The following is a 24201-nucleotide window of genomic DNA, read 5'->3' as shown; positions in this document are numbered from 1 at the left end:
AGCTGGACATGAAAAAGGAAATTAGAAACCTAAAAGTAGCATCAGTATTACATAAGGCAATATCAAAAGTCTTAATGGAAGGTAATGTGCTTAATGAAAAAGTAGTAGTATCTGATGTAAAGCTAAGCAAAGATTTGAAGAAAGCAGATGTATATATTGTGTTATCTTCATTGAACATCCAAAATGATAATGATGATATCAGCACTGTTATTAATGAAATGAACCAATCTGCATGGTCAATACGCAAATCTATATTGCGTTATGTTGACCTACGGTTTATACCTGAGCTAGTTTTCAAGCCTGATTTAGCATTCGATAATTTTGTTAATGTAAGTAAAATATTACGTAATTACACTTAATTAATGTATTTCAACCATTACTTCTCATTAATGAGAATACACAGTTTAACAGGTTTATGGCTTGTACTATTTCCCAGTTTGAGCGGTATTCTGCTAGCTTCAACTTTTCTATCATATCAGGCTTTTTTGCTCCTTATTTTGTTTACTATAGGTGCATTCTTAATGAGACCTGCAGGATGCATAATCAACGATATATTCGATAGAGAAATAGATGCACATGTTGAACGAACAAAATATAGGCCACTTGCAAGTGGTGCATTAAATATAAAGCAAGCTTTAGTTCTACTTTCACTGTTACTGTCTATTGCCCTGCTAATCTTACTATTAACTAACAGAACTACGCTTATACTTGGAATAGTTTCAATGTGTATGGTAGTTGTTTATCCATTACTAAAACGTTACGTTTGGTGGCCACAATTGTTTTTAGGGTTTACTTTTAACATGGGATCACTCATGGGCTCAGCAGCAATAACAAACCAGATTAGCATAGAATCCTTGCTATTTTATATAGGATGCGTCTTTTGGACACTTAGTTATGACACTGTATACGCTCATCAAGATAAAAAAGATGATGAAAAACTCGGAATGAAATCTACCGCATTATATTTTGGCAATACAACAAAATCTTGGTTGAAAAGATTTTACTTAATATCCTTAATGGCGTGGTTATACGCTGGTATACTATCATCATTAAATAACATCTTTTATATTGCTCTACTTGCTATAGGGTTCATATTTTACAACCAACACAAAAATTTCAATCCTGACGATTCCAGTCAATGCATGTTCATATTTAAAAATAATTCCCAGGTAGGACTTTTGCTCTTCTTCGGTATTCTTTTAGATAGAATTGTAAATTCTACTTTTTAGAACCTGTACATGATCTCAAGAAAGGAATAAAGCAGGAGATAGAGTATATAAATTATGAGAACAAAGTGACATAATTAGGGAAAAACCTAAGTAGAGTTCTGTAGAAAAAACAAAACCAAAAAGACTTATGATGTATTTTGTGGATTCTTAAATGTCTTGAAAAGCGGTTGTCAGTGAACCAAAAGAGTTTCCAAAATGGTGCAGTTGCTACGACTACTTTAAAAAATGGAGTGAGAAGCCTCAGGCAAATAAAAAAAGTGCTTTGAGCGTGTATTAAAATTGGTTAGACAGAGCAATGGATTGTTGTAATGTCATTTGAATCACACATGGAAACACTAATCAATTTGAAAAATTCATCCTGTATTGTATTATAGCAATCAGAAGTAAGAAAGACCATGCTCAACATACAAAATAACGCCACAACTTGCAAACAATGGATATTTTTGGCAGTATGTGCTCTTGCTTGTTCTGGATTGCTGTCAATAATTGTTATTTTTTTACGATTGCCTTTTATTTCTTCCTTCGTTCCTTCTGCACAATATATTTTTGATAATGCGCTGGTGATACACGTAAATTTATCAATTTTGGTGTGGATGTGCTCCATAATATCTCTGCTTTTTATCATTAACCTACAAAACACCAATAATTGGTTTAGCTTCCTATGGGTTCTATCAACCCTTTCTATGCTGCTGATGTTTATATCTGCATTTGTTCCAAACACTGAGGTTATCAAAAGTAACTATATTCCTGTGTTACAAAACAAATTATTTTTACTCGGACTAAGTTTATTTATTGTCAGCGTATTAATAAATGCAGTTCTTGCATATATGTCAAATAAGCAAACCTCATACCTCTATGTGGGACAGATTGGGCTAGTTATTATACTTGTTTCATCATTTCTTTGCTTTGTTTTAGCATATAATAATATGCCAACAGATATATATCACTCAGATAAGAATTTATTTTATGAATATCTCTTTTGGGGAGCTGGACATTTGCTGCAATTTGCGTTTGCTCAAGCAATGTTTTTAGTGTATTTAATCATGCTGAATTCCAGTGCCAGTCTGGCCTCAAGCAATAAAATTTTACCGCTATTTATCAACACAATCTTGGCTGTAGGTGCACCGTTTACATATTTTGTTTATACAGTGGATAGTGCTGAGTTAGTACAGTTCTTTACTTGGCATATGAGAATTGCTGGAGCAGTTCTGCCGTGCTTCCTAATAATACTAGTGTATCGCAATATAAAGACCCTACTCAATGATAAGGGCAATTATTTGCTTCATTCGTTTGTATTGTTCATCTATGGAGGTGTGCTTGGAGTGCTAACTATTGAAGGCAATGTCACAATTCCTGCTCATTATCATGGTTCTGTGGTTGGAATCACTATAGCTTTTATGAATTTCATTTATTGGCTATTACCTAAATTAAACTTTCAAGAAGTAAAAAACTCTAGCATAAAATGGCAGATTTATGCATACAGCTTGGGACATTTTCTCCATATTACTGGCCTTGTTTGGCTTGGTGGGTATGGTGCCTTAAGAAAAGTTGCAGATCTGCCAAGTATTTCATCGATGTTGGCACGTGCTTGTTTTATTACGGGTGGCGCTATATCAGTTATTGGTGGAATGTTATTCGTAATAGTTGTGCTTTTACATCTGCTTAAAGGCAAAGCGCGTACCAACTGACCCATAGAAACAAAACTAAAAATTGCTTTACAAACTCCGCCAACTCCATTACCATAGCCCTAAGGGTATTAAAACTTGTTTTTGACCTGTAGTAGGGTCGAGAGCTAGCGCGCTTAGGGCTTGGTGGCTGATCCATTATTTTCATCCTGGGCCTCAAGTGTCTGTTCAGGGTAGCGGTGAAACAAGGTAGACAAAAAAGACTAATCATAGAGTAGCTGTGAGGTAATATGGTTGATGTTTTAGAACTCTGCGAAAACTTAAAAATAGAGATAGAAAATTTAAAAGCAGAAAATGAAGCTCTGAGAACGCTCAATTAAAGGAAAAGCTAGGTTTAAATTCTAAAAATTCATCAATTCCCAGCTCAAAAGAGTTATACAAAATAAAAAAGGGCAAGCCAAAAAGTGAAAAGAGTATAGGTGGTCAGGTTGGGCACAAAGGAAGTTTTCGTGCCAAAATGGATGCAGATGAGGTGGTAAAAGTTACCTACTTGCAAATGCGAAGGAGAGATGGCAAAAACCGTACATTCATCAAAAAGTTGGAAATCAAGCCTTATATAGTGGAATATCAATTAGGTTGTCGGAGATGCGGAAAAAGAAAAAGTAGCAAATTTATGCCTAATGTTATTTTTAGATGGATTCATCATGAAGCTTCCAAACCTAACTTCTAAATTTGCTGTTCTTTTTATCTTTTGCAGGAATTTCAACTTCTATTGTACCTACAAGGCGAAAAGATTTCCCATAACTTCTTTTCGCCTTGTTCAGGATATCTAGATTTTTTATTTACTGTTCTATCTTTGCTAGCTCTCACGAGTACTGCTGAATTAAGGTTATGTGCAAGTTCAAAAAAGTCATAATTGGTTCTTTGAAGGTTTGTCATTTCTTCAGGTCTCGAATAAACTTTTTGATTCAGTATCCCTAGAACTAGACTTTCTGTACAGCAAGAGCTGTATGCATTATAATGCCTTTTGCATCTTGCTAATCCTTTTGTTTTCTATGCACTTTTATTAAGCGTTTTGCTCAAATTTATAAAATTCTCAATATTGTTCAACAACTCCATCTTACTATCCGCTTGCTCATTCTCAACCTTTTTAGATTTAAGATCTTTAAGTACATTATTAAAATCATCCATGGTCACTGTTATTTTTGGTTCATCTTCTGACTCTTCTTTGTAGATCTGATCTATAGCATGAAATTTTGCTTCATTTACCAAATTTTCTAGATCAGCTCCTGAAAAATCATTAGTTTTATCTGAAAGTTCTGCCAGATTTACATCTGATGCCATTGGTACTCCCTTCATATAAAGAGTCAATATTTTTTCACGTAGGCTCTTATCTGGTAAAGAAATTTCAATGTGTTTAGAGAGGCGACCTGGTCTAATCACCGCTTCATCTAAACTGTCTAGACGATTAGTTGCAGCAATCACTGTCACGCCTTCCATAGGATTAAAACCATCAAGCTCGTGTAAAAACTGATTTACAATTCGGTTGTGTTCTTCATTACTTCGTCCACTATTACTACGTTTTGTACAAACAGCATCTATTTCATCTATAAAGACTATGCAAGGAGCATTTTCTCTCGCTTTTTCAAAAAGATCTTTTATGTAATGTGCGCTGTGTCCAGCATATTTTTGCATACATTCAGATCCAGAAACGCTAATAAATTTAGCATTAGCTTCACATGCAATTGCACGAGCAATAAGAGTTTTACCATTCCCAGGTAGACCATATAAAATATAGCCTGTTGGCATCTTGCAACCTAACATTTCAAGAGCTTGCTTCTTCTTCTCTGATATATGACCACAAATCATTTTTAACTCTTCTTTTACTTTCTCTGAAACAATAACATCATCAAGTGTTACTTTTTTCTGCTTGTATGGATCAACTATCTCTATTCTAGAAGAGCCTTTTATTGCACGAACAAGACCATCTAATTCTTTTGAGTGTGTTGCTTTGTTAACCGATTTTTTTTCATCACTCACTTTTTCAACATTTATTATGTCTAAATCTTGATCTTCTTCAATCTCATTTTTAGCATTCAGTTCAGCCACTTTGTACGTAATATATCTAGCTATAGATGCAAATGCATACAAAATACTTACATACAACAACACCTTTAATACAGGCACATCAGATGCAATTACATTAATCGCAGCAATTGATGTTGCCATAGCAGCGCCTAACAACGACATTGAGCAAAAAACGATATAACCTTGAATTTTCGCTTTTTTCAGCTGAATTAAGTATCCAGAGCCATTAGGATGCTTGGATGCATAAATATCCACTGGAGTTTTATCATGAAAATTCTTTAACCAAGGATCTGCATTTTTTCTTATTAGAATTGATATTGTTTTTCTATTTCCATTATCTGCAGCATAATGCAAAGGAGTATTGCCCTCTTTATCCATTACATTAACACTTATCCCTTTATTTAAGAAAAATTCTACTACTTCAGCATGACCATTTTCAGCAGCTAAATGTAAAGGAAACTTCTTGTGCTTACTATCTTTCTTATTAACATCAGCTCCTGCTGCTACCAGGACTTTTGCTACGTTTTCAAAGCCACCTCTAGCAGCTACGTGCAACAATGTAAGTTCTTGACTAAATAAATGATTTAAATCAAATACAGCTTTTCTCCACTCTTCATTAAGTTTTTGACTAAATAAATGATTTACATCAAATCCAACTTTTCTCCACTCTTCATATAGATCTTGATCCTGTTTCTTTAGTTCTTCTTGTATTTCCTGAATTATATTATCTTCATTTAAATCTGCCTTATCGTTAATTATACTGAGTACTTTTGCTAGTAATTGATCACTTGTCATAATCTTATCTTTAATCTTAAGTAATATATTTAATTATTATATAGCTATAATAAAAAGTCAATATTTATTTTAAATAAGGTAATAATTGGGATTGTGAATAGTGGTTCGGTCATTCACCCCTTTTTCGTCATTCAAGTAGACCTTCATTGTCATCCCAGTACTGGGATCCAGAAGGCTGATCAGGTAATAAGAACTGGATTCCAGCATCAAGTGCTGGAATGACATAGTGGAATGTCACACAATAGCCCCTTTGGGAGTACTCCTTTTTCTGTCATTCCAGTGCTTGACACTGGAATCCAGATCAAGTACGGCTATCATCCAAATAACCCTTCGTTGTCATTCAAGTAGCCCCTTCGTTGTCATCCCAGTGCCCAGACACTGGGATCTAGAAAACAACTTCACTTTAAATGAGCGCACCAAATAGAAACTGGATTCCAGTGTCAAGCACTGGAATGACACCTCTTTTAGGTTCTTTTAGCTATAAATATTAAGAAATTTACTAAATAAAAAAAGATAAAAAAACCCCCGTATAGCGAGTTTTGACCCTATAATAATTTAAATTGGCATTGTAATAATGTGCTAACGCTTATTTTAAGCGCGATTTGGCTGAATGTAGAAAAAATAAAAAAGACATGCAGCCGCTATAATTTTATGTAATTTGCCAATAAATATCTGAGTTTTTTTACTGAATTTTGTCGTTGAGCCCAAAAACAAGGATAAATACTCTCATTGATATAATAAGGAAAGTGAAAAAGTTTGTCAAGGAGTTTTTGGCATACTATGCACTGCAGGTTTTAACTTACTTTTATGCAATATTGATTGTTCTTAAAAAGCAATCTAACATTTTTTATTCCTTGATTACGAAGCTTTGATGCAGCTAATTTAGCAGCCTGAGCGTTTACAAAAAATGCGACATATCCCTTGCTTTCTGCACTATTTTGTTTTGGGTGACGTTTCTGCATTTCTTTTTCATATTGCCTTTTGTAATGAGGAGTATTTTGTATCAATTGTTCTGACCTCTTTCTTAGGTACTCGACTTTTACCTTTGCAAGCCCAGACTTATGAAGTCCTAAAACTTGTGCTGCCTTTTCTGATAGATCTATTATTCTACCTTCAACAAACGGCCCCCTATCGTTCACTCTTATAACAAGCTTTCTTTTGTTTTCTAAGTTAGTAACACGAACAAAGCAGGGTAGGGGTAAAGTCTTATGCGCTGCAGAAATCAAGTGACGGTTAAACACTTCACCGTTTGCTGTAAGTGTCCCATGATCTTCTATTCCATACCACGACGCTATTCCTACTTCTTCGTAACACTTACAGTATTTTGGATGATAAATGATACCATTTATTGTATAGCTATTGCCAATTTTATAATGACCTGCAGTCTGATTATACCTGTTGCTAAAACTACAACTGCTCATCAAAATGAATATTAGGCATGGAAAGGCTAGGTTTTTTATCATTGTATTTAGTGAAAGCCATGAGGATTTTAAATTATACTATAATAAATTTAGTAATAAGTAAACGTCTACTGCCAAATATGCACAGAACTAAAAAAGAAGTAATACATATAATCGGTATAGGTGGAATAGGAATGAGCGCAATCGCTGAAATTCTTCACAATTTCGGTTATAAAGTTCAAGGCAGTGATACGCGATTAAACGACAATATAGATAGGTTACAAAAACTAGGTATAGAGGTCTATATTGGTCACGATGCCAGTAGCATTAGACAAGCTCAAATAGTCGTACATTCTTCTGCAATAAAACCTGATAATGTGGAGCTAGTTGAAGCAAGAAATAACAATAAGACCGTTTTACATAGGTCAGATATGCTTGCTGAAATTATGAAAGGTAAATATGTGATAGCGGTTTCGGGTTCAAGTGGCAAGACAACAACAACAGCTATGATTGCTTCCATTTTTGATCATTATGGGACTGACGCCACTGTAGTTGTGGGAGGAATATTAAATTCCTATCAGAGTAATTCAAAATTTGGCAAGAGTGACATTTTCTTAATCGAGGCTGATGAGTCTGATGGAACTATGTTAAAAATTCCTGCAAATATTGCTGTTGTAACAAGTATTAATGACGACCATATAGACCATTACGGTACATTTAACGACATCAAAAATGCATTTTCTCAATTTGCAAACAACGCGGATTTTGCAGTTTTACCTGATTTTTTGGACATTGACTATAATGAAAGTAATTCTGTAACGTTTGGGTTTGGAAACGGTAAGATTAGGGCTAGCAATATCAAACAACACAATAATAGCATAGAATTTGATGTGCTGATTAGTATAAACGAAAATAACTTGATTAGATTGCCAACTACTCGAATAATTAAGAGTAATGAGGCAAAAGCAGCTCTTGATTCGTCTCTTCAATGCTTGAAACTGGACTCTCGTTTCAATGTTGAACAAAATACTATAGAATTCAAAAAGACAATCCCTAGAAAATCTCTACATCCCAAAAAAAGTAAATCGTACTAATGCTATTTGAACGAACTAGCGCAAAAGTAAGCTAAATTTTTTTGAGGCACAAAAACAGCAAGAAACAGTTATTTGAAAGAAAGTTGGAATTTGAAATGCCTTATGTTTAATTGACATAGTACCAAACTAGTTGTGTATCAAAGATATTTTACACAATTTTTTCTGTTGTTAGTCTATCCCCTTTTAATTAGACTAGTGGACGTCCTTTTTAAAATATCATTGTTTATTGAAAGTGGGATAAGATTGCTAAAAAAATGTTATATATTACAGGATTTCAGGTTATTGCTAAGCGTTGAAAATTGGCTCTAAACTAATAGTGGTGGTAAAGAAATGCATAATACTACTAATAATATGTATCTGTTCAGGGGAGAGGTTTAAGAAATGATAGATAGAAGATTGTGAAAAGGCCCTTCGTTTCCATGTTAAGTATAACGAAATTATCTGCTCAAGTTCCTGTTTCGATTGTGTAAAATATGAATTTTTGCGGTAAACAACATAATGTCGTATTTGCCGTTCAGCACGTCAGCAGCAGGATCATCCAAAAATTTCCAAAGATTTGCCTTTTTTTATCAGCAAAGTACCTCTCGGTTACTACCAAACTATTATGATTGCAGCATACATTGTTTTTTAAAACTTTCATTCCTCTTGACTCTGTAAGTTTTACAAAACTTGCTAAGCTGTAATAGTCCAGACTTAATCTGACAGGCATGAATTAACTGACAGAAGAATCGACGAAGTCAAAACCGATATCAGAATCTGTTCTAATGTTATCAATATTTTTTTGGTAGGCAATATGCATACTGTCAAAAAAGGTCTGCATAGCCATAGCAATACTTACCAGAATGAGGTCTAGCTCTATTGTAAGAATGCAACCAATGATCAACATCTAACTGAAGCTCTTCCAAAGTACTATAAATCTTTTTCCTAAAGATAATATTGTAACATTCATCTTCTTCTAAGAAACTTCCCATTAGTTATTCCTGTTGAACTAAGATATAACCGAATTCCTGTGCCTTTTTGATTAAATTTTTTACAACTTTCTCTTTGTAACGTGTTTCATAATAATCTATTCCTCTTTCTACATATTCTTGTCCATACTTCAACATACTATAAAAGATACATGCTATTTTCCTTGCAGTAGCAGTAATTGCTTTTGGTGCTCCTAGGTGCTTTTTTAATCTTCTACAATATGCACCCATTCCACTTTTGCTTTTTGATACACAGTGAGCAGCCATTCTGAAAGCATCTGCAGCACGATTCTTAACCTTACGAGTTCTTGTGCTAAACACTTTTTCTCCAGTGATTTTATTACCTGGGCTGCAATCAAATTAAATAGAACTTAGATTATATTTTTTATTAATCAAATGAAATTTGCTACATAGTGGTTAAAATTTTCGAAACAGTTTGTTTTTCTTTGATATATTGAACTAATTTAGATAGTTGGAGACGTAAGACCTACCGCAAAAATTGAATATTTTTTATGGTTAAAAATAATTAACACTCAATTGAGTACAGAAATTTGACATAGTGGCGGAAGGAGAGGGATTCGAACCCTCGATACGACTTTTCAATCGTATAACGGTTTAGCAAACCGCCGCCTTCAGCCGCTCGGCCACCCTTCCAAATTAATTACTATAATATCAAGACCTTTACTGCCTGTCTAATGCTTTTAACTGCAATATTAAAAACAACAATATTTTTCTAAGCAGCTCTAATGCAAACTAATTTCTACTTTTTTCAATGATTTTTTTTGCTTTTTCTACATCAGCCCATTCTCCAACTGTTACCGTTTTTCCCTTTTCTAAATCTTTATAATGAGAGAAGAAATGAGCAATTTTATCTAGTAGGTTTTTAGGTAAGTCAGAATAGTTCTTTATATTGTCATAATAGCTATCAACACTGGAGATAGGCACAGCTAATATTTTTTCATCCTCTCCTTTTTCATCCTGAGTTAGTAATGCACCTACTGGACGCACCGATATCAAAACCCCGGGCGCTAAAGGAAATTGAGTTAGCACCAAAACATCCACAGGATCTCCATCACCTGCACAGGTGTTTGGTACAAATCCATAATTGCAAGGATAAGTCATTGACGTAGACAAAAATCTGTCAACTTGTAATAGCCCGAGCTCTTTGTTAAATTCATACTTTACAGGTTCAGCATTTGCACTTATTTCAATTACTACACTTATTGCATCTGGCTTTATCGTTATTTTGCTTAAGTCCATAAATTACCTCTTATCAGGAGTGAGTATTATACAATATGTACCTTGAAGTTGCTACATTTATAAACTTATTTTACATGATGCTGCATCAAGTTCTCGTTTGTCGCTCCATTGATTATTGAAAGCGGTGGTTCTTGCGGTGGTTTCAGTAGTTGAAATAAAGCATATACTATTACAATAGTGAGTACTGCAGCAACCATCAGATTAGCTTGTGGTATAGTATTTGTTATTGAGTTGAATAACCTTTGTTTCATAAGGAAATAGTCAGCAGCATATAATCCAACAGATAATATAAACATACCTAAAGCTAGTTTACAGAACGTGTTTTTATACCCTCCTTTTTGTTTATTGTTACTACCTAATACATACTCACCCCTTTCTTGCGGAGCTAAGTAGCGTATATTTCTCAGATCTGTTACTCTTTCTTCAAATTTATTACTATTTTGCTTTTCTAGCAATTGCTTCAAGATTGGGCCGATGCTTTTAAAGGTTAAAAAATCTTGATTATTCTGATTTGCCAATATGTTAAATGTTCTGTTTACTCCACCTATCTTTTCACGGTTCAGCGTATATTTAGTAGGTCCATTCTCATTTGGTAAATCGATACATCCTAATATTTTAGTTAAGAATAATATTAACGGACTCCCAACTAGCTCTAATACTTCTCTTTTTACTGTTTTGTTAGATGATGAAAGTTTTTTATAGTGACTACCTATGGAAAACAACAATGCTACATCTTTATCTACTTTTATATTGTGGATGGAATAATAGCTGCTGATAATGCACTTATTTAATACAAATTCTCTGTCATATTCGTTTAATGCATTTTCTTCACTTAGTAACTTTCTAACATCAATAAGTACCTTATTTTCAAAATCTTCTACTGTTTTAAATATTGATTCTCTCTTTGGATTTGCCAAAACGTTAAGTAAATCTAATTTTCTTCCATCTACTATTTCGTGTATGTCTTTACCTAACTCAGACTCCTTAATAACTTTATATATTTCATCTATGATATCTTGAGTGCTCAGATTATTACTTCTGCTTAAAATTTTATAAGCTTGAGTATAAATTAAGAACAACCCTTGTAGACTAAATTGTAAGTTAAAATATTTATCTAATGATTCCTCTTTTTTTCTAACGAATGAAGACAAACCAATATGGTTTCTGTGGTCTATTTTACCAGTTAAGTTAGCATGTTGAAAATTGCCTAAAAAAATAAACAAGGCCTCTAATAAATTGCCTTTACCAACAATTTTTATTAATTCTTCAACTTCTTTAACCATCCCTCTAGTCCACAATATAATAATTACCTTTGTGGTATATAGGATAAAATAGCAATAAATATTATTGTACGTTTACACTCTGCATTAAAAAATTAAGCTACCAAATTAAGAGCATATCCACCCTCCACCAATAACTTGTTCGCCCTTATACGCTACACAGGCTTGACCTGGACTGATGCCAAAGTAATCGTCGTTTAAAATGACACAGGCTTTATTTTTTTCGTCAGTTGAGTGTATTGTTGCTAAACTTCCCGCATGTGATGATCTCAGCTTCACAGTTACTTCCATACCTTCCTTTGGTTGTTCTAACCAATTTAACTCTTTGATCAATATCTTTTTTTGCATTAACGCGTTGATCGGGCCTACTATAACCTCATTATTCTCTGTATTAATTTTTATCACGTAAAGAGGTTCACTGTACCCAACACCTAAGCCTTTTCTTTGCCCTACTGTAAAATTCACTATGCCACTATGCTCACCTAGCACTTTTCCATTCACATCCACAATTTTTCCTTTCTGTACAGATTGTGGAGCTAATTTAGCTATTGTTTTACTATAGCTTTCGGAAACAAAGCATATATCTTGACTGTCCGGCTTTTCAGAAATTTGTAAGCTGAAATATTTTGCTAATTTTCTTATATCACTTTTATAGAACCCACCTAGTGGAAATCGCAAAAGCTTTAACTGCTCCTCAGTAGTTGCAAACAAAAAATAACTTTGATCTTTACTTTTATCAATGCTTCTGCACAACTTTACCTCACCATTTTTTTCTAACCTTCTCACATAGTGTCCTGTTACGAGCACATCCGCACCAAGATTTTTTGTAACTTGCAATAGATCACGAAACTTTACTGTTTGGTTACATCTTACGCATGGTATGGGAGTTTCCCCACGCATATAGGTACTCGCAAAATCCTCTATTACTTCCTTTTTGAATATTTCCTCGTAGTCTAAAATATAGTGGGGAAAGCCAACACTTTCAGCCACGTATTTGGCATCATAAATATCCTGTCCAGCGCAGCATGCACCTTTTCTTGCGTTAGCATTACCGTCGGTGCCATAGAGTTGAAGAGTCACACCTATCACCTGGTACCCAAAGTTATATAGCAGTGCTGCAGCAACGGAGCTATCAACTCCACCAGACATTGCAACAACAGCCTTAGTTTGATGCGGAGCTTTATCTTTTAACAAAGGTTCAATTTCAAATTCTTTTAGCATAATCGCCTTAATTTATAAACGCAAATCTTGTGTCATTCTAACATACAACTGTGCAAACGTTTTGATTTGGGAGAAATTTACATAGTAGATGATGTCATTCCAGTGTGTGACACTGGAATCTAGTGTCTATTTATACAAATTCATTAAAACAGCATATTTATTTGTAATCAAGTTTCCTGGATCTCAGTGTTTGGACACTGAGATGACACCCCTTCCTTATGAAAATTGCCTTCAAATTACTTGGTGCGTGACACTGGTATCTCATTTATATTACATAATTCCATCAAAACAATTCGATAAACTACCTTCAAAAACAATTTAATCTTGCTTGAATAAAACATGGCCAAAATAATCCATGTTTTCAAGCACTTTTCCACTACCCAAGGCAACACAACAAAGTGGATCATCTGCAACGCGAACTGGTAACCTTGTTGTTTCACTAATAACTTTACCCAAGTTACGCAATAATCCACCGCCACCAGATAAAATTATTCCTCTATCAACTATATCAGAAGAAAGTTCAGGTGGAGTACTCTCCAGTGCAGTCCTAATAGCAGAAATTATCTGATGTACAGGTTCTATTAGACTCTCTGCAACTTGGTATTCTGATAAAAGCATTTCCTTTGGCATGCCACTCACTAAATCCCTGCCTTTAATTATCATTCCCTCTTTGTTATTTTCACCTGGAAGACTGGCTGAACCTACATTTTTCTTAATTTTTTCAGCAGTTGTTTCACCAATTAATAACTTGTGATTTTCGCGAATATATGACTTTATTGCCTCATCCATAATATCACCACCCACTCTGGCAGAACGTGAATAAACAATTCCACCTAAAGAAATAATTGCAACTTCAGTTGTACCACCCCCTATGTCAACAATCATAGAGCCTTCAGGCTCGGTAACAGGGAGTCCAGCGCCAATTGCTGCAGCCATTGGTTCTTCAATTAAGAATACTTCGTTTGCACCAGCACTTTCTGCTGCATCTTGTATAGCACGCCTTTCAACTGGAGTGGACCCAGATGGAACACATATGATAATATTAGGTTTATTGACAGTGAATTTTGTGTTTGCATTACGTATGAAATATTTTAACATTTCTTCCGCGCTTTTAAAATCAGCAATAACTCCATCTTTCAATGGCCTTATCGCTTCTATTTCTCCAGGCGTCTTTCCAAGCATCATCTTAGCTTTTTTACCAAAAGCATAAGGAACGTAGCTTCCTTTTTCTTTTACTCTCGCTACAACAGAAGGTTCATCAAGCACTATCCCCTGACTTTTCTGATAAACTAAAGTATTTGCAGTACCAAGGTCTATAGCAATATCGCTAGCAAACAAACCTTTGAAAGTAAAAAGGCTATAAAACTTTCCGGTTAATTTTTGAACAAAACTCATACACAACTCAAGAAAACCATTTATTGAGACAAATTATACTTTTCAGATAAGTAGCTAGTGTAGCATTCAATATCTAAATCCCTGCCTGTTACCTTTTTTAGCTGTTTCAAAAAGTCATACTTTGCACTGTATACATTTTGAGAGAACCAATCGATAAGTAAACTAAAATCTCCTTTTACTATAGCATCCAAACATTCGTAATGATTCTTCTTAATGAAAGAAAAAAACTGCACAGCAGCGATTAATGCTATAACTTTAATAGGAAAGTAGCCTATAACACCACTTGTCCAATGCTCATCTTGAAAATAAGTGTCTAGCTCATTTTTAGCTTTTACTGGAATTTTATAGTGCTTAATACCTTCAAGCCATTTATCATGCAGATCTTTGATTTCTAACGTACCATTTATTATATCCTGTTCTAACTTAGTTCTCATCATAATATGTGCTAATAAAGTGAACTCATCCGCATTCTTTAAAAAAGATGAAAGATTTACTTTATTGAAAATCAAGTACAAATTTTCAACACTGCTATTAGTTTTGCCTTTTATAGCAAATTTCTCTTTTATGTGTGGTTGGATGAACTCAATAAATTCTCTAGATGTTCCAATCATCCTTTCCATGAATAACCCTTGAGTTTCATGCATAACATGTTTCGTAATGGAGCTCTTTATAGAATTTTGCGCTAAACATTTTTGATGAATTGCATAACCATTATGCCGTAAAAGTAAAAACAAACCACAACAAAAATCAGATTCATCATAATCTATAGGATCATAATAAGAAGTGGAAATCTCATTTAGTGTAACACTCATTTGATGTAAGCACGACGAGCCAAGTTCAATCTGTTTCTGAATTGCAACTTTTTGTATACTGGTAACCTTATCTTTCTTCTGCTTTTCAATTATTTTCTCTACGTTTTCACTAAAAAATTTGCCTAACTTAGGAAATATTTCCTTTATGTTCTTTTCTGTGATATTAGAGTCATAGTCAGCAAGCAGTGAGTCATATTTTGAGCACTTTAATTGCTGCGATTTTATAGAAGCTACTTCACGAATGAGTTTGATTAGATCAGCAAAGCGTTCTTTTAGCTTTTCTAAGTTACTGACTTCATAATTAGATAGCTTCCATAAATTTTGACATTCAATCTTAGCTTTGGACAAAGATTTGACTAAATCAACAGGAATAGCACTATTGCTTTTATGTATTCCCTCTATTAACTTTAGCTGCGTAGCGTCTGCACCCTTAGTATTGCTAAGAGCATCTGCTAATGATTCTTTTATTGCATCATGAGAGATAATTTCATGTCTAATTTCCTCTAGAAGACACATTTGTTCGATCTTATCCTCTATATCCAATTGGCTTTTGCTTAGTACTTTGAGTGTATTTTCGATATTCCTTACCTCACATAATACTTTTTCTAAAAACTTACAAGATCTCATTTTTATTCATTGTTTTGAAAATATCTGTTTAACATCGTAATAGATTAATAATAAAGTTAAAAGTATATTTGCTTACAGTACAATAAAAAAATTGTATTTTTATTCCTTTATTGGATTTTTCAACGTAGGGTCGAGAACCTTACTATTACCCATAAGTATAAAGTTCAGTAGCAAGCCTCCATCCTTCTGATAAATCAAAGAGACGTCTCCATCCTTTCCAAAGAGTAATGGGGCCTGGTTCTGGGTCATTTTTTCTGGCTAAGTGGCCTCCAAGCTGAGCAATCCATGAAACAACCTCTTTTATAGTAGGAGTTACATTTGGGCATTTGTGTATTTTCGCGTATAAAACTTTCCACTCTTCTTCAGCTAATAAAGTAGTGTTGGATTGGTTCTTGCAATTGTTGTAATAAAAAAAATTCTCCAAGCAATAACACTCATAACCGTTAAATACCTCATTAATCTTTCTGCTGTTTCAAGTCTACATTCTTCAACTTTAAGGCCAGATTTTAAAATTTTATGAAGTATCTCTATCTTCCATCTAAGACAATACCAACTAACCTTTTCAACTGCCTCATTAAAAGTATTAACAGGAAGATTCGTTAAAAGCATCCACTCTAGCGGACTTGCTTCAGGAGGACAGAACAACATAAACTGCATAAAGTGGTAGGTTATATAACTCTTTATACCTTATGTGCCTTTTAGGCGGATCCATCATAAACTTCCCAAACTTAACCTCTAAACATGCTGTTCTTTTTGGCTTATTATCTCTAACAGGGATTTCAATTTCTATTGTACCAATGCTAGAGAAGTCTTCAAAAAATTCCATAATTTTTGTTTATCGTTGGAAAATCTGGATTTTCTATTTATATCTCGATCTTTGGAAGCTCTTACTAAAACTGCTGAGTTAAGATTACGTGCAAGTTCAAAAAATTCATAAATATCTGCCTCTCTATCACATACAGTTATAGCTTCAGTTTTAGTTGAGTCTATAATGCTATCTGTTTTCTTTAGGCTTTCTAGCCACTTTATACTTTCTTTATCTTCAATATGTGCTCTTTTACGATTCCTCTCTTTTAGCTCTTTGGCTTCTTCAGAAACAGGTGGTCTCGAGTAAATTTTTTATTCCTAATGCCAAGCCTTCTGTACTAACAGCAAAAGCTGTATGCAGCATAACACCTTTACTACGTTTTCTTGAGATAATTCCCAACCCACTTGCCATTTTTATACCCTCAATATTTGCAAACTTTAATATTCTAATACTTTATTTATAAGTCCATTTATATTTGTGGGTAATAGTAAGGATTTAAATACTGACCTTACCCAGAAAAAGTAGAGAGGAAGTTAAGGCATTTTTATTATGAAAATGATGAATCAAATTTCTCAGGAATGCAATGTAGAATGTCTACGCTGTTTGTTATAAAAATTTCTATGTACTCAAATATAGCAGTTCTAGTTTGCTGAGCAGAGTGTTGCGAAGTATCATCAATAAGAAGCTCCCGTTTGAGTGAGCTTTTCAATAACAGAGTTGTCATAACAACAGCCTGTATGCTGGAAATGATGTTTTTTGTGTTCAGCAAAAACTGATAATTTTTAGAGGTAAACCTTGATCACTATGAAACAGTAGATCTTTGGCGGGTTTGCGTTTATTAACAGCCATAAATAAAGCATCTATAATTAATTGTTTATCCATTGAACTACTCATTAACTACCATACGTGAATATAAGTCAATTATTGCTGCCCAATATAGCCAGCCTTCTTTGGTTTTTATACAAGTAAACCCATACCTTATTGGGCTGGTCCGTAGTAAAATTTTGATCCAGGATATTTGGAGCTATAATCCTACTGTCTGTTTGCTGTTTTTTAGTTTTGAATCTTCTTCTAAGCTTAGCTTGTTTTTTGCATTACATCTTGCACTGTTTTGATGTTGCAATTTTTACCTAAAGCCTTTAGTTTAGGTGCCCCATATCTACAATTAGATGCTTGGTATATTTTTTGAATATCTGCTAGAAGCTGCTCCCTTGTTGCTGCTTTTCTTCTTACTAGTCCATAGTAGCCGCTAGCAGATACTTTCAAAATCCTGCATAACTCCTGTACTTTATAGTAGTTTCTATGCTTTTTGATAAATAAATCTTTGTAACTTGCAAAATATCCCAGGGCTTTTTTTGAAATGTCTCTTTCTCTAGTAACTCTTGTTAGTTCTTTCTTTAATTCAAACTTTTCTTTATCACATGGTGCCAACTTTCCCTTACCAGGAAATGCTTCTTCTATTGATCCTTTTTCGTTATATTTTCAGTCACTTAGTGTACTGTTATCTATTCCTAAATCTTTAGCTATTTTGCTTGCCCCGTTTCCTTTACCAACTTTATTGCCTCTAATTTAAATTCCACTGTGTACTTTTTTCTGTATAATAAGCCCTCATAATCATGTTTTATTTTACCTCAAAAATGGCTGTGTGCTGCAGCAACAAGCAGAATAATGTTTGTGAGAAGCTTTATTGAAGATGAAGGAAGGTCCTTCGAAATCGGTTTTCAGGAGCAGGTTTCAAACCACCTTAAGTGGCTCTATTTAAGAGATAGGGTCATAAGCGTTAAGGAAAAATCAGCGTAAGAGCTGGAAGGTGAGGATCAGAAAGGCGAACGTAAGTGAACCACTGATGAACGTGTCGAAATGGGAAGTGAACATCGAAAGGGGGAGTGAGTCGTTCTCCTCTTAATGAGCTTACAAGAAACCTGATTACTGTGTAGGTGGTGTTCGGCATAAAGGTAGCGCGAGTCTGATCTGGGCTTTAATAAGGAACTGCAGGAACCAGTCGATTTGATGAAAAGCGAGATAAGCAAGAGGCTAATCCTCAAGCTTTAGAGTAGCGATGCAAATCACTGGGGCGCGTAGTAGTGAAGAAGTGGTTGTAATGACCATGGAGCAAAGGGGTTGAACTAGTTGATTTTAGTAAATCATTCAACTTGAAGGAGGATGAAAATGATTGAAAGAACAAAGCCTTTTAACATACCAAAATCTCTAGTGTTTTTGGCTTATAAAAGAGTTAAAGAAAACAGAGGAGGAGCAGGTATTGATAATTGAAAAGTTTGATCAAGACTTAAGCAAGAACCTTTACAAGCTATGGAATAGGCTATCATCCGGTAGTTATTTTCCACCTGCAGTGAAGGCTTGTGATATAACTAAGGCAGATGGAGGGACAAGGACACTTGGAATACCAACTGTCTCGGATCGTATAGCACAGGAAGTTGTAAGAAGTGTTTTAGAACCAGAACTTGAGAAGGCATTTGATGAAGATTCATATGGTTATAGGCCAAATAAATCAGCATTAGATGCCATAGGACAAACCAGGAAGCGATACCAAAATTGGTTAATAGAGTTTGACATCAAGGGAATGTTTGACAACATAGACCACAATCTACTGATGAAAGCAGTCAGAAGACACACTACAAACAAATGGGTTATCTTATACATACAAAGATGGCTAAGTGCAGATATGCAACTTGAAGATGGAACAAAGATAAAGCGTCTCGGCGGAGTGCCGCAGGGAGGTGTAATTACCCCGCCAACAATGTTGCAAAAAACGTAAAATTAGAGAAAAGCATTTCTCGAAAACTTCTATGTCCAAAAACAAGAGTGCCATTTATTTATAGTGCCAACAATCAATTAACCATCAGTTTCAATGAATGATATGAACATATTATTTCAAGGAAAGTTCATGGGGAATAAGAGATTAGCTATACGGATTAGCTGTAGCTATGAAACTAACCAGTTGGCAGAAAAGTATTTGTTAGATGCTTATGAAAAAGCCGTGTCAAAGCAAGTAAGCCAAAAAAATTTAAAACATAAAAATGGGATTCAAGGAGGATCAAATGGTAACAGTGAGTTTATATGCAAGAGTTTCTTCAGGGAAACAAGCACAAGAAAATACAATAGCAAGTCAAGTTGCAGCTTTAGAGAAGCAAATTAGTACGGATGGGTACAAGTGAGTATAAATTTATTGACAATGGCTACAGTGTTAGTCCGTCCTGATCTAGAAAAATTACGTGATAAAGTAACAGAAGGTAAAATTGATAGATTCATTCACCTGATCGCTTATCTAGGAAATATGCATATCAAATTTGAAGAATTTGAGAAAGCAGGAGCAGAAACGGTTTTCTTAAATTATGAGATTAACAATAATCCAGAATCTCAGTTACTGTTACAAATGCAAGGTATGATAGCAGAATATGAACGAGCGAAAATTATGGAACGAAGTCGTCGCGGAAAGATTTACGCAGCTAATAAAGGTTGTGTAAGCGTAATGGGAGGAGCTCCTTATGGTTATCGTTATATAGATAAATATATGGGAGGAGGACAAGCTTTATTTGAAATAAACGAAGAAGAAGCTAATGTTGTTAGGAAAGTATTTTTGTGGGTAGGAAGAGAAAGTTGGGGAAGTGTGTCGTCGGCTAAACACTATGTCTATTATAACACGAACAGGAAAAAAGTGCTGGGATAGAAGTGTGATTTGGGGTATGTTAAAAAACCCTGCTTACAAAGGACAAGCAGCTTTTGGTAAAACAAAAGTAGGTACAACATATCAGACCACAGAAACATTCTTGTGAACAACCGAAAGATAATTACTCTACCTATTCTGTTGAAAAAGCAAACTGGATTTATGTTAAAGTGCCAAATATAGTGGACGAAGATGTATTTGATATAGCTCAAGAACAATTAGCTGAAAATAGAAAAATAGCAAGGACAAGAGAAAGAGGAGCAAAACATTCACTACAAGTATGTAAGCGTTGTCGTTATGCATATTACGGAAGTCCTGTAAGAAATAAGCGAGGAGAAAAAATTGATCATTATGCTTATTATCATTGTATAGGTAGAGATTCTTACCGTTTTGGTGGTAATAAAATTTGTGATAATAAACACATTCGTACAGATGCATTAGAAACAGCCGTGTGGGAAGAGGTTAAGCATTTATTGAAAAATCCAAATAGGGTTTTAGAAGAATACAGGCGTAGACTTTCAGAGCTTAAAAAATCATCATGGGATCAAAAAAGCGATTTACTAGAGAAACAAGAAAATAAATTAAAACGTGGTATTGCTAGACTTATTGATAGTTATGCTCAATAATCAAGAAGAATTTGAACCACGAATTAAAGCAATGAAACAAAGTTTAAAAACAATTGAAGAGGAGAAGAAAAGGATATTCGATCAAAAGAAATTAAAACAGGAATTAACTTTGGTTGTAACCAATTTAGAAGACTTTTCTTCCAATATTACATCAAACCTTGATAACGCAGGCTGGCTAACTAAACGTGATATTATTAGAACGTTAGTCAAGAGAATTGAAATTAACCTTGAGGACGTAAATGTGGTATTTCGTGTAAAAGAGCTACCAAACTCTCCTGGAAATAATCGAGAAGAAAAGAAAAATTTGCAACATTGTTGGCGGGGTAGTTAGTCCTATCTTAAGCAATCTATTCATGCACTACAGCTTTGATGCATGGATGAGAAGAGAATATCCAAGTGTAAAGTGGGCAAGATATGCTGATGATGGTGTTATACATTGTGTACCAAGCACAACTAATTTTAACTCAACTTGAACAGAGACTGAAGATTTGCAAATTGGAAGTAAAGCATACAAAGACCAAAATTATCTACTGTCAAGATGGAAAACGAATGGATAATCATGAGAATGTGTCATTTACATTTCTTGGATATGAATTTCGAAAAAGACTTGTACGAAATAGAAAAGATAGTAGTCTGTTTGTAAGTTTTACTCCAACTGTAAGTAAAGAAAGCCTGAACAAGATGAAGAAAGAAATTAGAAGCTGGAAATTTGCTAGAAGAACAAACTTGGAAATAGAAGATATATCACGAATATGTAATCCAATCCTGAGAGGGTGGTTTAACTATTACGGGAAGCATCATATAACTGCACTAGATAGCATAATAAGAATGTTTAATAGGAAACTCAGAAAGTGGTTGCAGACAAAGTACAAGAAGCTGAATAGGCATAAGACCAAAGCAGCTAAGTTACTAGAAAGAATCGCAAAGAGTAGACCAAATCTTTTTGTGCACTGGAAATTAAGTATAGGATTAGGGCAATGACTAGTGGGAGCCTTATGAGGCAAGAGTCTCGCGTAGGGTTCTGCGAGGGGCCAGGAGGGAAGTTCTCCTGGTCTACTCTCCTTGAGATTGTAGACGGTAGAATTGCGGGCAGTTGTCACGGCAATTCTGAATGTGATAGATGCGTAGAGGCGGTGAATAACTCTATAGTAGATAGAGAACTTTTCTTTTCTGCTTACAATGTGTCAGTGCCAGAAAGTACTGTTTATATTATATGAAAGTAGTGAAATATGTACATTGTTAGTACACACTTCATTTTATGTTTAATAAATTTATTTACTAATGGAGTCATTTTATGTTAAAAAGTACCTATTTTTATTCAAATCAAAAAAATACAAGTCGTGCATGTTCATTACCACCTGATACATGTTCTGTTAGTGACATGGTGAAAGTTAATTTGTTCACAAAGTTGGATGATTGTAAAGTCAATAAGAGTAAGTTGATTTATGATAAATGTGGTAAAGATCTTAAGTGTAAGATTGATGATAAGACTAAAAATGAACTGAAAGAAGATATTAAGAGTGAGCTAGAGAAAGGTCTTAAGTTTGAGATTGGTGATAAGACTGAGAATGAATTGAAAGAAAAGATAAAAAATGAGATAATGAAAGATCTTAAGTTTGAGATTGATGATGAAACTAAGGATGAATTAGAGAAAAAAATAAGCGAAGAAGTAAAAGCAAACATAAATTGTGACATATTAAAAAAGTGTAGCCTTGAAGAGCAAATTGATGAATGTGATCGAAGAGGATGTGAGAAGAGCAGACAAGATGGCGAATATATTGATATAGATAAAAAGTATACGATTCACATAAGAGAAGCGTTAAATAAATTTTACCCTAACTTAAGTCTAGAGATTATAAAAAAAATTGAGGAGGGAGTCTTGGAAGCAGTAAAAGATTTAGGGTATGGCGATATAGTGAACTCTTCGTTAAATTCCTGTAGAGAAGGCTGTGCAGAAAATCAGGGTGCTAGTATGAACTCAAGTCACTCAGTGCAGCATAGCAAGTCAAGTGGAAATAGGAGGAGTATAAGTGCTCCAGGTTAAAATAACAGGGGAGTGTTAAATAAACTGTGTCAAACCAAGAAATAAAAATATAATTGATATAAAAAAACGGAGGTTTGACATGAGTCAAGTAAATAAAACTACCGGTTTGGTAGATTATAAAGATGTCGTCTATACGAGAAGGAAGACCGCTAACAGGAAGAGATAACACCGTTTATAAAAAAGCTGCTTGAGGCAAGTCTGGAAGGTGAAATAGAACACCACTTGTCTGGTGAAAGCGAAGAAAATAATCGAAGAAATGGGAAAAACTTTACGTACAACTCATTTGAGTTGTTAACACCTAGAGACAGGGAAGGAAGCTTTGAACCCCAAATAGTTAGAAAAAGACAAACAACAGAACTTGAAGCAAAGGTCTTAAGCACATTTGCCAGTGGCATGGAGATATAGCGTCACATATTGAGGAAATTTACGATCACAAAATATCGGCGGCAGAGATATCAAGTATTACTGACAAACAGTAATCAACGAATGGCGTAGTCGTCCGCTGCAGTCTGTATATCCGATAGTTTTCATGGTTTTTTAAGGAGTTGTGTAAGTAAATGTATGTATAATATATTAGCAAAATGGCAGAAAAGAAGTTTTATTTAGCTGAAAGTGAAGTTCTGGTTGGGAGTACTAAATGATCTCAAAGAGAGAGGAGTGGAAGATATTCTAATTGCATGTGTAGATGGGCTAAAAAGCTTTCCTGCAGCAATAAACGGTGTGTTCCCTAATGCAGAATGTGTATAGTGCATCAGATACGTAACTCACTGAAGTATGTAGCTAGTAAAGAGTTTTTTGAGTGATTTAAAGAAAAGCTTCAAGTAAGGAAATTGCCGAGAATTATCTGTTGGAATTAGATGAAAAATGGGGCACAAAGTACCCTATAATCTTGGCAGAATAATTGGGAAAACCTATCTGGTTATTTTAAGTATTCCGACCCAGTTAGGAGGATAATCTATACTACTAATCCCATAGAGGGGCTACATAGGCAAATTAGGAAATTCACCAAAACCAAGGGCTCATTTACTAGCATAAATGCCTTGTATAAACAGGTATATTGTGCTATAAAGAAAGCGGAGGAGAAATGGACTATGCCTGTACATGATTGGGCATTGACTATATCTCAGCTCGACATTTTCTTTCCCAACAGATTGAAAATTGAGTTGAATTAAAAATGCAGTTTGACACAGTTTATTTAACACTCCCTCTTTGGAATTATATCCCGTATGCAAGGTTAGTCTAAC

20 protein-coding genes, 1 tRNA gene and 10 pseudogenes are annotated in these 24201 nt (G+C 34.5%); 17 read left to right on the top strand and 14 right to left on the bottom strand.

The features are described 5' to 3' along the window. Positions 1-8 precede the first annotated feature (8 nt). From wVul_RS00705 to wVul_RS08110, 4 genes and pseudogenes are all read left to right on the top strand, one after another. The gene (locus wVul_RS00705) at positions 9-359 is read left to right on the top strand and encodes a ribosome-binding factor A (RefSeq protein WP_047758755.1); all 351 of its coding nucleotides are present in this window, start codon (positions 9-11) and stop codon (positions 357-359) included. A 3-nt stretch (positions 360-362) separates the two neighbouring features. Then, the gene (ubiA, locus tag wVul_RS00700) at positions 363-1229 is read left to right on the top strand and encodes a 4-hydroxybenzoate octaprenyltransferase (RefSeq protein WP_047758754.1); all 867 of its coding nucleotides are present in this window, start codon (positions 363-365) and stop codon (positions 1227-1229) included. A gap of 395 nt (positions 1230-1624) precedes the next feature. Continuing rightward, positions 1625-2917 carry a cbb3-type cytochrome c oxidase subunit I gene (locus wVul_RS00695; RefSeq protein WP_047758753.1) on the top strand — a complete coding sequence of 431 codons (1293 nt, stop codon included), beginning with the start codon at positions 1625-1627 and terminating at the stop codon, positions 2915-2917. Positions 2918-3144: 227 nt separating this feature from the next. Continuing rightward, positions 3145-3539, top strand: a pseudogene (locus wVul_RS08110) (DUF6444 domain-containing protein); the annotation flags it as partial. Here the strand turns inward: wVul_RS08110 and wVul_RS09630 are convergent. Together wVul_RS09630 and wVul_RS00685 are read right to left on the bottom strand one after the other, a co-directional pair. Beyond that, a pseudogene (locus tag wVul_RS09630) lies at positions 3525-3885 on the bottom strand (IS4-like element ISWosp2 family transposase); the annotation flags it as partial. The pseudogenes wVul_RS08110 and wVul_RS09630 overlap by 15 nt on opposite strands. A gap of 22 nt (positions 3886-3907) precedes the next feature. Further along, positions 3908-5737 carry an AAA family ATPase gene (locus wVul_RS00685; protein ID WP_047758751.1) on the bottom strand — a complete coding sequence of 610 codons (1830 nt, stop codon included), beginning with the start codon at positions 5735-5737 and terminating at the stop codon, positions 3908-3910. A gap of 364 nt (positions 5738-6101) precedes the next feature. Here wVul_RS00685 and wVul_RS10390 point away from each other — a divergent pair. Beyond that, positions 6102-6198: pseudogene (locus tag wVul_RS10390) on the top strand (WPE palindromic element domain-containing protein); the annotation flags it as partial. Between the two features lie 333 nt (positions 6199-6531). Here wVul_RS10390 and wVul_RS00680 read toward each other — a convergent pair. Further along, on the bottom strand, positions 6532-7200 hold the full coding sequence (locus wVul_RS00680; protein WP_047758750.1) for a septal ring lytic transglycosylase RlpA family protein: 669 nt from the start codon (positions 7198-7200) through the stop codon (positions 6532-6534). A 17-nt stretch (positions 7201-7217) separates the two neighbouring features. On the opposite strand from wVul_RS00680, the pseudogene wVul_RS00675 reads away from it, so the two are divergent. Further along, positions 7218-8033 (top strand): annotated as a pseudogene (locus wVul_RS00675) (Mur ligase domain-containing protein); the annotation flags it as partial. A 572-nt stretch (positions 8034-8605) separates the two neighbouring features. Here the strand turns inward: wVul_RS00675 and wVul_RS08100 are convergent. The 11 genes and pseudogenes from wVul_RS08100 to wVul_RS10385 all read right to left on the bottom strand — a co-directional run. Continuing rightward, a pseudogene (locus tag wVul_RS08100) lies at positions 8606-8904 on the bottom strand (hypothetical protein); the annotation flags it as partial. Positions 8905-8943: 39 nt separating this feature from the next. Beyond that, positions 8944-9163 (bottom strand): annotated as a pseudogene (locus wVul_RS08095) (IS481 family transposase); the annotation flags it as partial. Positions 9164-9205: 42 nt separating this feature from the next. Continuing rightward, positions 9206-9550: pseudogene (locus wVul_RS00670) on the bottom strand (IS110 family transposase); the annotation flags it as partial. Between the two features lie 209 nt (positions 9551-9759). Then, positions 9760-9853, bottom strand: a tRNA-Ser gene (locus wVul_RS00665). Between the two features lie 99 nt (positions 9854-9952). After that, complete coding sequence (gene ppa, locus wVul_RS00660) at positions 9953-10459, bottom strand: inorganic diphosphatase (protein ID WP_047758748.1); 507 nt, start codon at positions 10457-10459, stop codon at positions 9953-9955. Between the two features lie 65 nt (positions 10460-10524). Then, positions 10525-11742, bottom strand: a complete 1218-nt coding sequence (locus wVul_RS00655; protein ID WP_047758747.1) for a WD1261 family protein — start codon at positions 11740-11742, stop codon at positions 10525-10527. A gap of 105 nt (positions 11743-11847) precedes the next feature. Next, the gene (gene mnmA / locus wVul_RS00650) at positions 11848-12960 is read right to left on the bottom strand and encodes a tRNA 2-thiouridine(34) synthase MnmA (protein ID WP_047758746.1); all 1113 of its coding nucleotides are present in this window, start codon (positions 12958-12960) and stop codon (positions 11848-11850) included. Positions 12961-13278: 318 nt separating this feature from the next. Then, the gene (locus wVul_RS00645; RefSeq protein WP_047758745.1) at positions 13279-14355 is read right to left on the bottom strand and encodes a rod shape-determining protein; all 1077 of its coding nucleotides are present in this window, start codon (positions 14353-14355) and stop codon (positions 13279-13281) included. A gap of 20 nt (positions 14356-14375) precedes the next feature. Further along, positions 14376-15794, bottom strand: coding sequence for a gluzincin family metallopeptidase (locus wVul_RS00640; protein ID WP_047758744.1), 1419 nt, complete (start codon positions 15792-15794; stop codon positions 14376-14378). Between the two features lie 145 nt (positions 15795-15939). Beyond that, a pseudogene (locus wVul_RS00635) lies at positions 15940-17007 on the bottom strand (IS4 family transposase); the annotation flags it as partial. 142 nt (positions 17008-17149) lie between these two features. After that, positions 17150-18227: pseudogene (locus tag wVul_RS10385) on the bottom strand (IS3 family transposase). A 43-nt stretch (positions 18228-18270) separates the two neighbouring features. Here wVul_RS10385 and wVul_RS10010 point away from each other — a divergent pair. The 11 genes and pseudogenes from wVul_RS10010 (at position 18271) to wVul_RS08055 (ending at position 24129) form a co-directional block, all read left to right on the top strand. Further along, positions 18271-18402, top strand: a complete 132-nt coding sequence (locus wVul_RS10010) for a hypothetical protein (protein WP_255351219.1) — start codon at positions 18271-18273, stop codon at positions 18400-18402. Positions 18403-18862: 460 nt separating this feature from the next. Continuing rightward, complete coding sequence (locus wVul_RS00620) at positions 18863-19378, top strand: reverse transcriptase domain-containing protein (protein ID WP_202966467.1); 516 nt, start codon at positions 18863-18865, stop codon at positions 19376-19378. A gap of 262 nt (positions 19379-19640) precedes the next feature. Continuing rightward, the gene (locus tag wVul_RS08085) at positions 19641-19778 is read left to right on the top strand and encodes a recombinase family protein (RefSeq protein WP_153295389.1); all 138 of its coding nucleotides are present in this window, start codon (positions 19641-19643) and stop codon (positions 19776-19778) included. A 17-nt stretch (positions 19779-19795) separates the two neighbouring features. Continuing rightward, positions 19796-20290, top strand: coding sequence for a recombinase family protein (locus wVul_RS08080; RefSeq protein WP_161794180.1), 495 nt, complete (start codon positions 19796-19798; stop codon positions 20288-20290). Continuing rightward, a complete protein-coding gene (locus wVul_RS10215) occupies positions 20250-20396 on the top strand; it encodes a recombinase family protein (protein ID WP_153295385.1) in 147 nt (48 codons plus the stop codon). The genes wVul_RS08080 and wVul_RS10215 overlap by 41 nt, the downstream gene beginning before the upstream one ends. 61 nt (positions 20397-20457) lie before the next feature. Beyond that, the gene (locus wVul_RS08070) at positions 20458-20913 is read left to right on the top strand and encodes a recombinase zinc ribbon domain-containing protein (protein WP_161794179.1); all 456 of its coding nucleotides are present in this window, start codon (positions 20458-20460) and stop codon (positions 20911-20913) included. Next, positions 20903-21244, top strand: a complete 342-nt coding sequence (locus wVul_RS08065) for a hypothetical protein (RefSeq protein WP_153295381.1) — start codon at positions 20903-20905, stop codon at positions 21242-21244. The genes wVul_RS08070 and wVul_RS08065 overlap by 11 nt, the downstream gene beginning before the upstream one ends. Positions 21245-21462: 218 nt before the next feature. Next, positions 21463-21894 (top strand): group II intron maturase-specific domain-containing protein, encoded by a 432-nt coding sequence (locus wVul_RS00610; protein ID WP_161794178.1) that lies wholly within the window; start codon positions 21463-21465, stop codon positions 21892-21894. A gap of 14 nt (positions 21895-21908) precedes the next feature. Further along, complete coding sequence (locus wVul_RS00605; protein WP_153295372.1) at positions 21909-22130, top strand: hypothetical protein; 222 nt, start codon at positions 21909-21911, stop codon at positions 22128-22130. A 77-nt stretch (positions 22131-22207) separates the two neighbouring features. Then, positions 22208-22957, top strand: a complete 750-nt coding sequence (locus wVul_RS09625) for a hypothetical protein (protein WP_238580334.1) — start codon at positions 22208-22210, stop codon at positions 22955-22957. Between the two features lie 79 nt (positions 22958-23036). Beyond that, positions 23037-24129 (top strand): annotated as a pseudogene (locus tag wVul_RS08055) (IS256 family transposase). Positions 24130-24201: the final 72 nt, after the last annotated feature.

This window comes from Wolbachia endosymbiont of Armadillidium vulgare str. wVulC, from assembly GCF_001027565.1.
GTDB lineage: Bacteria > Pseudomonadota > Alphaproteobacteria > Rickettsiales > Anaplasmataceae > Wolbachia.
The sequence above is the reverse complement of the archived record's forward strand: the minus strand, read 5'-3'. Positions and strand labels throughout refer to the sequence as shown.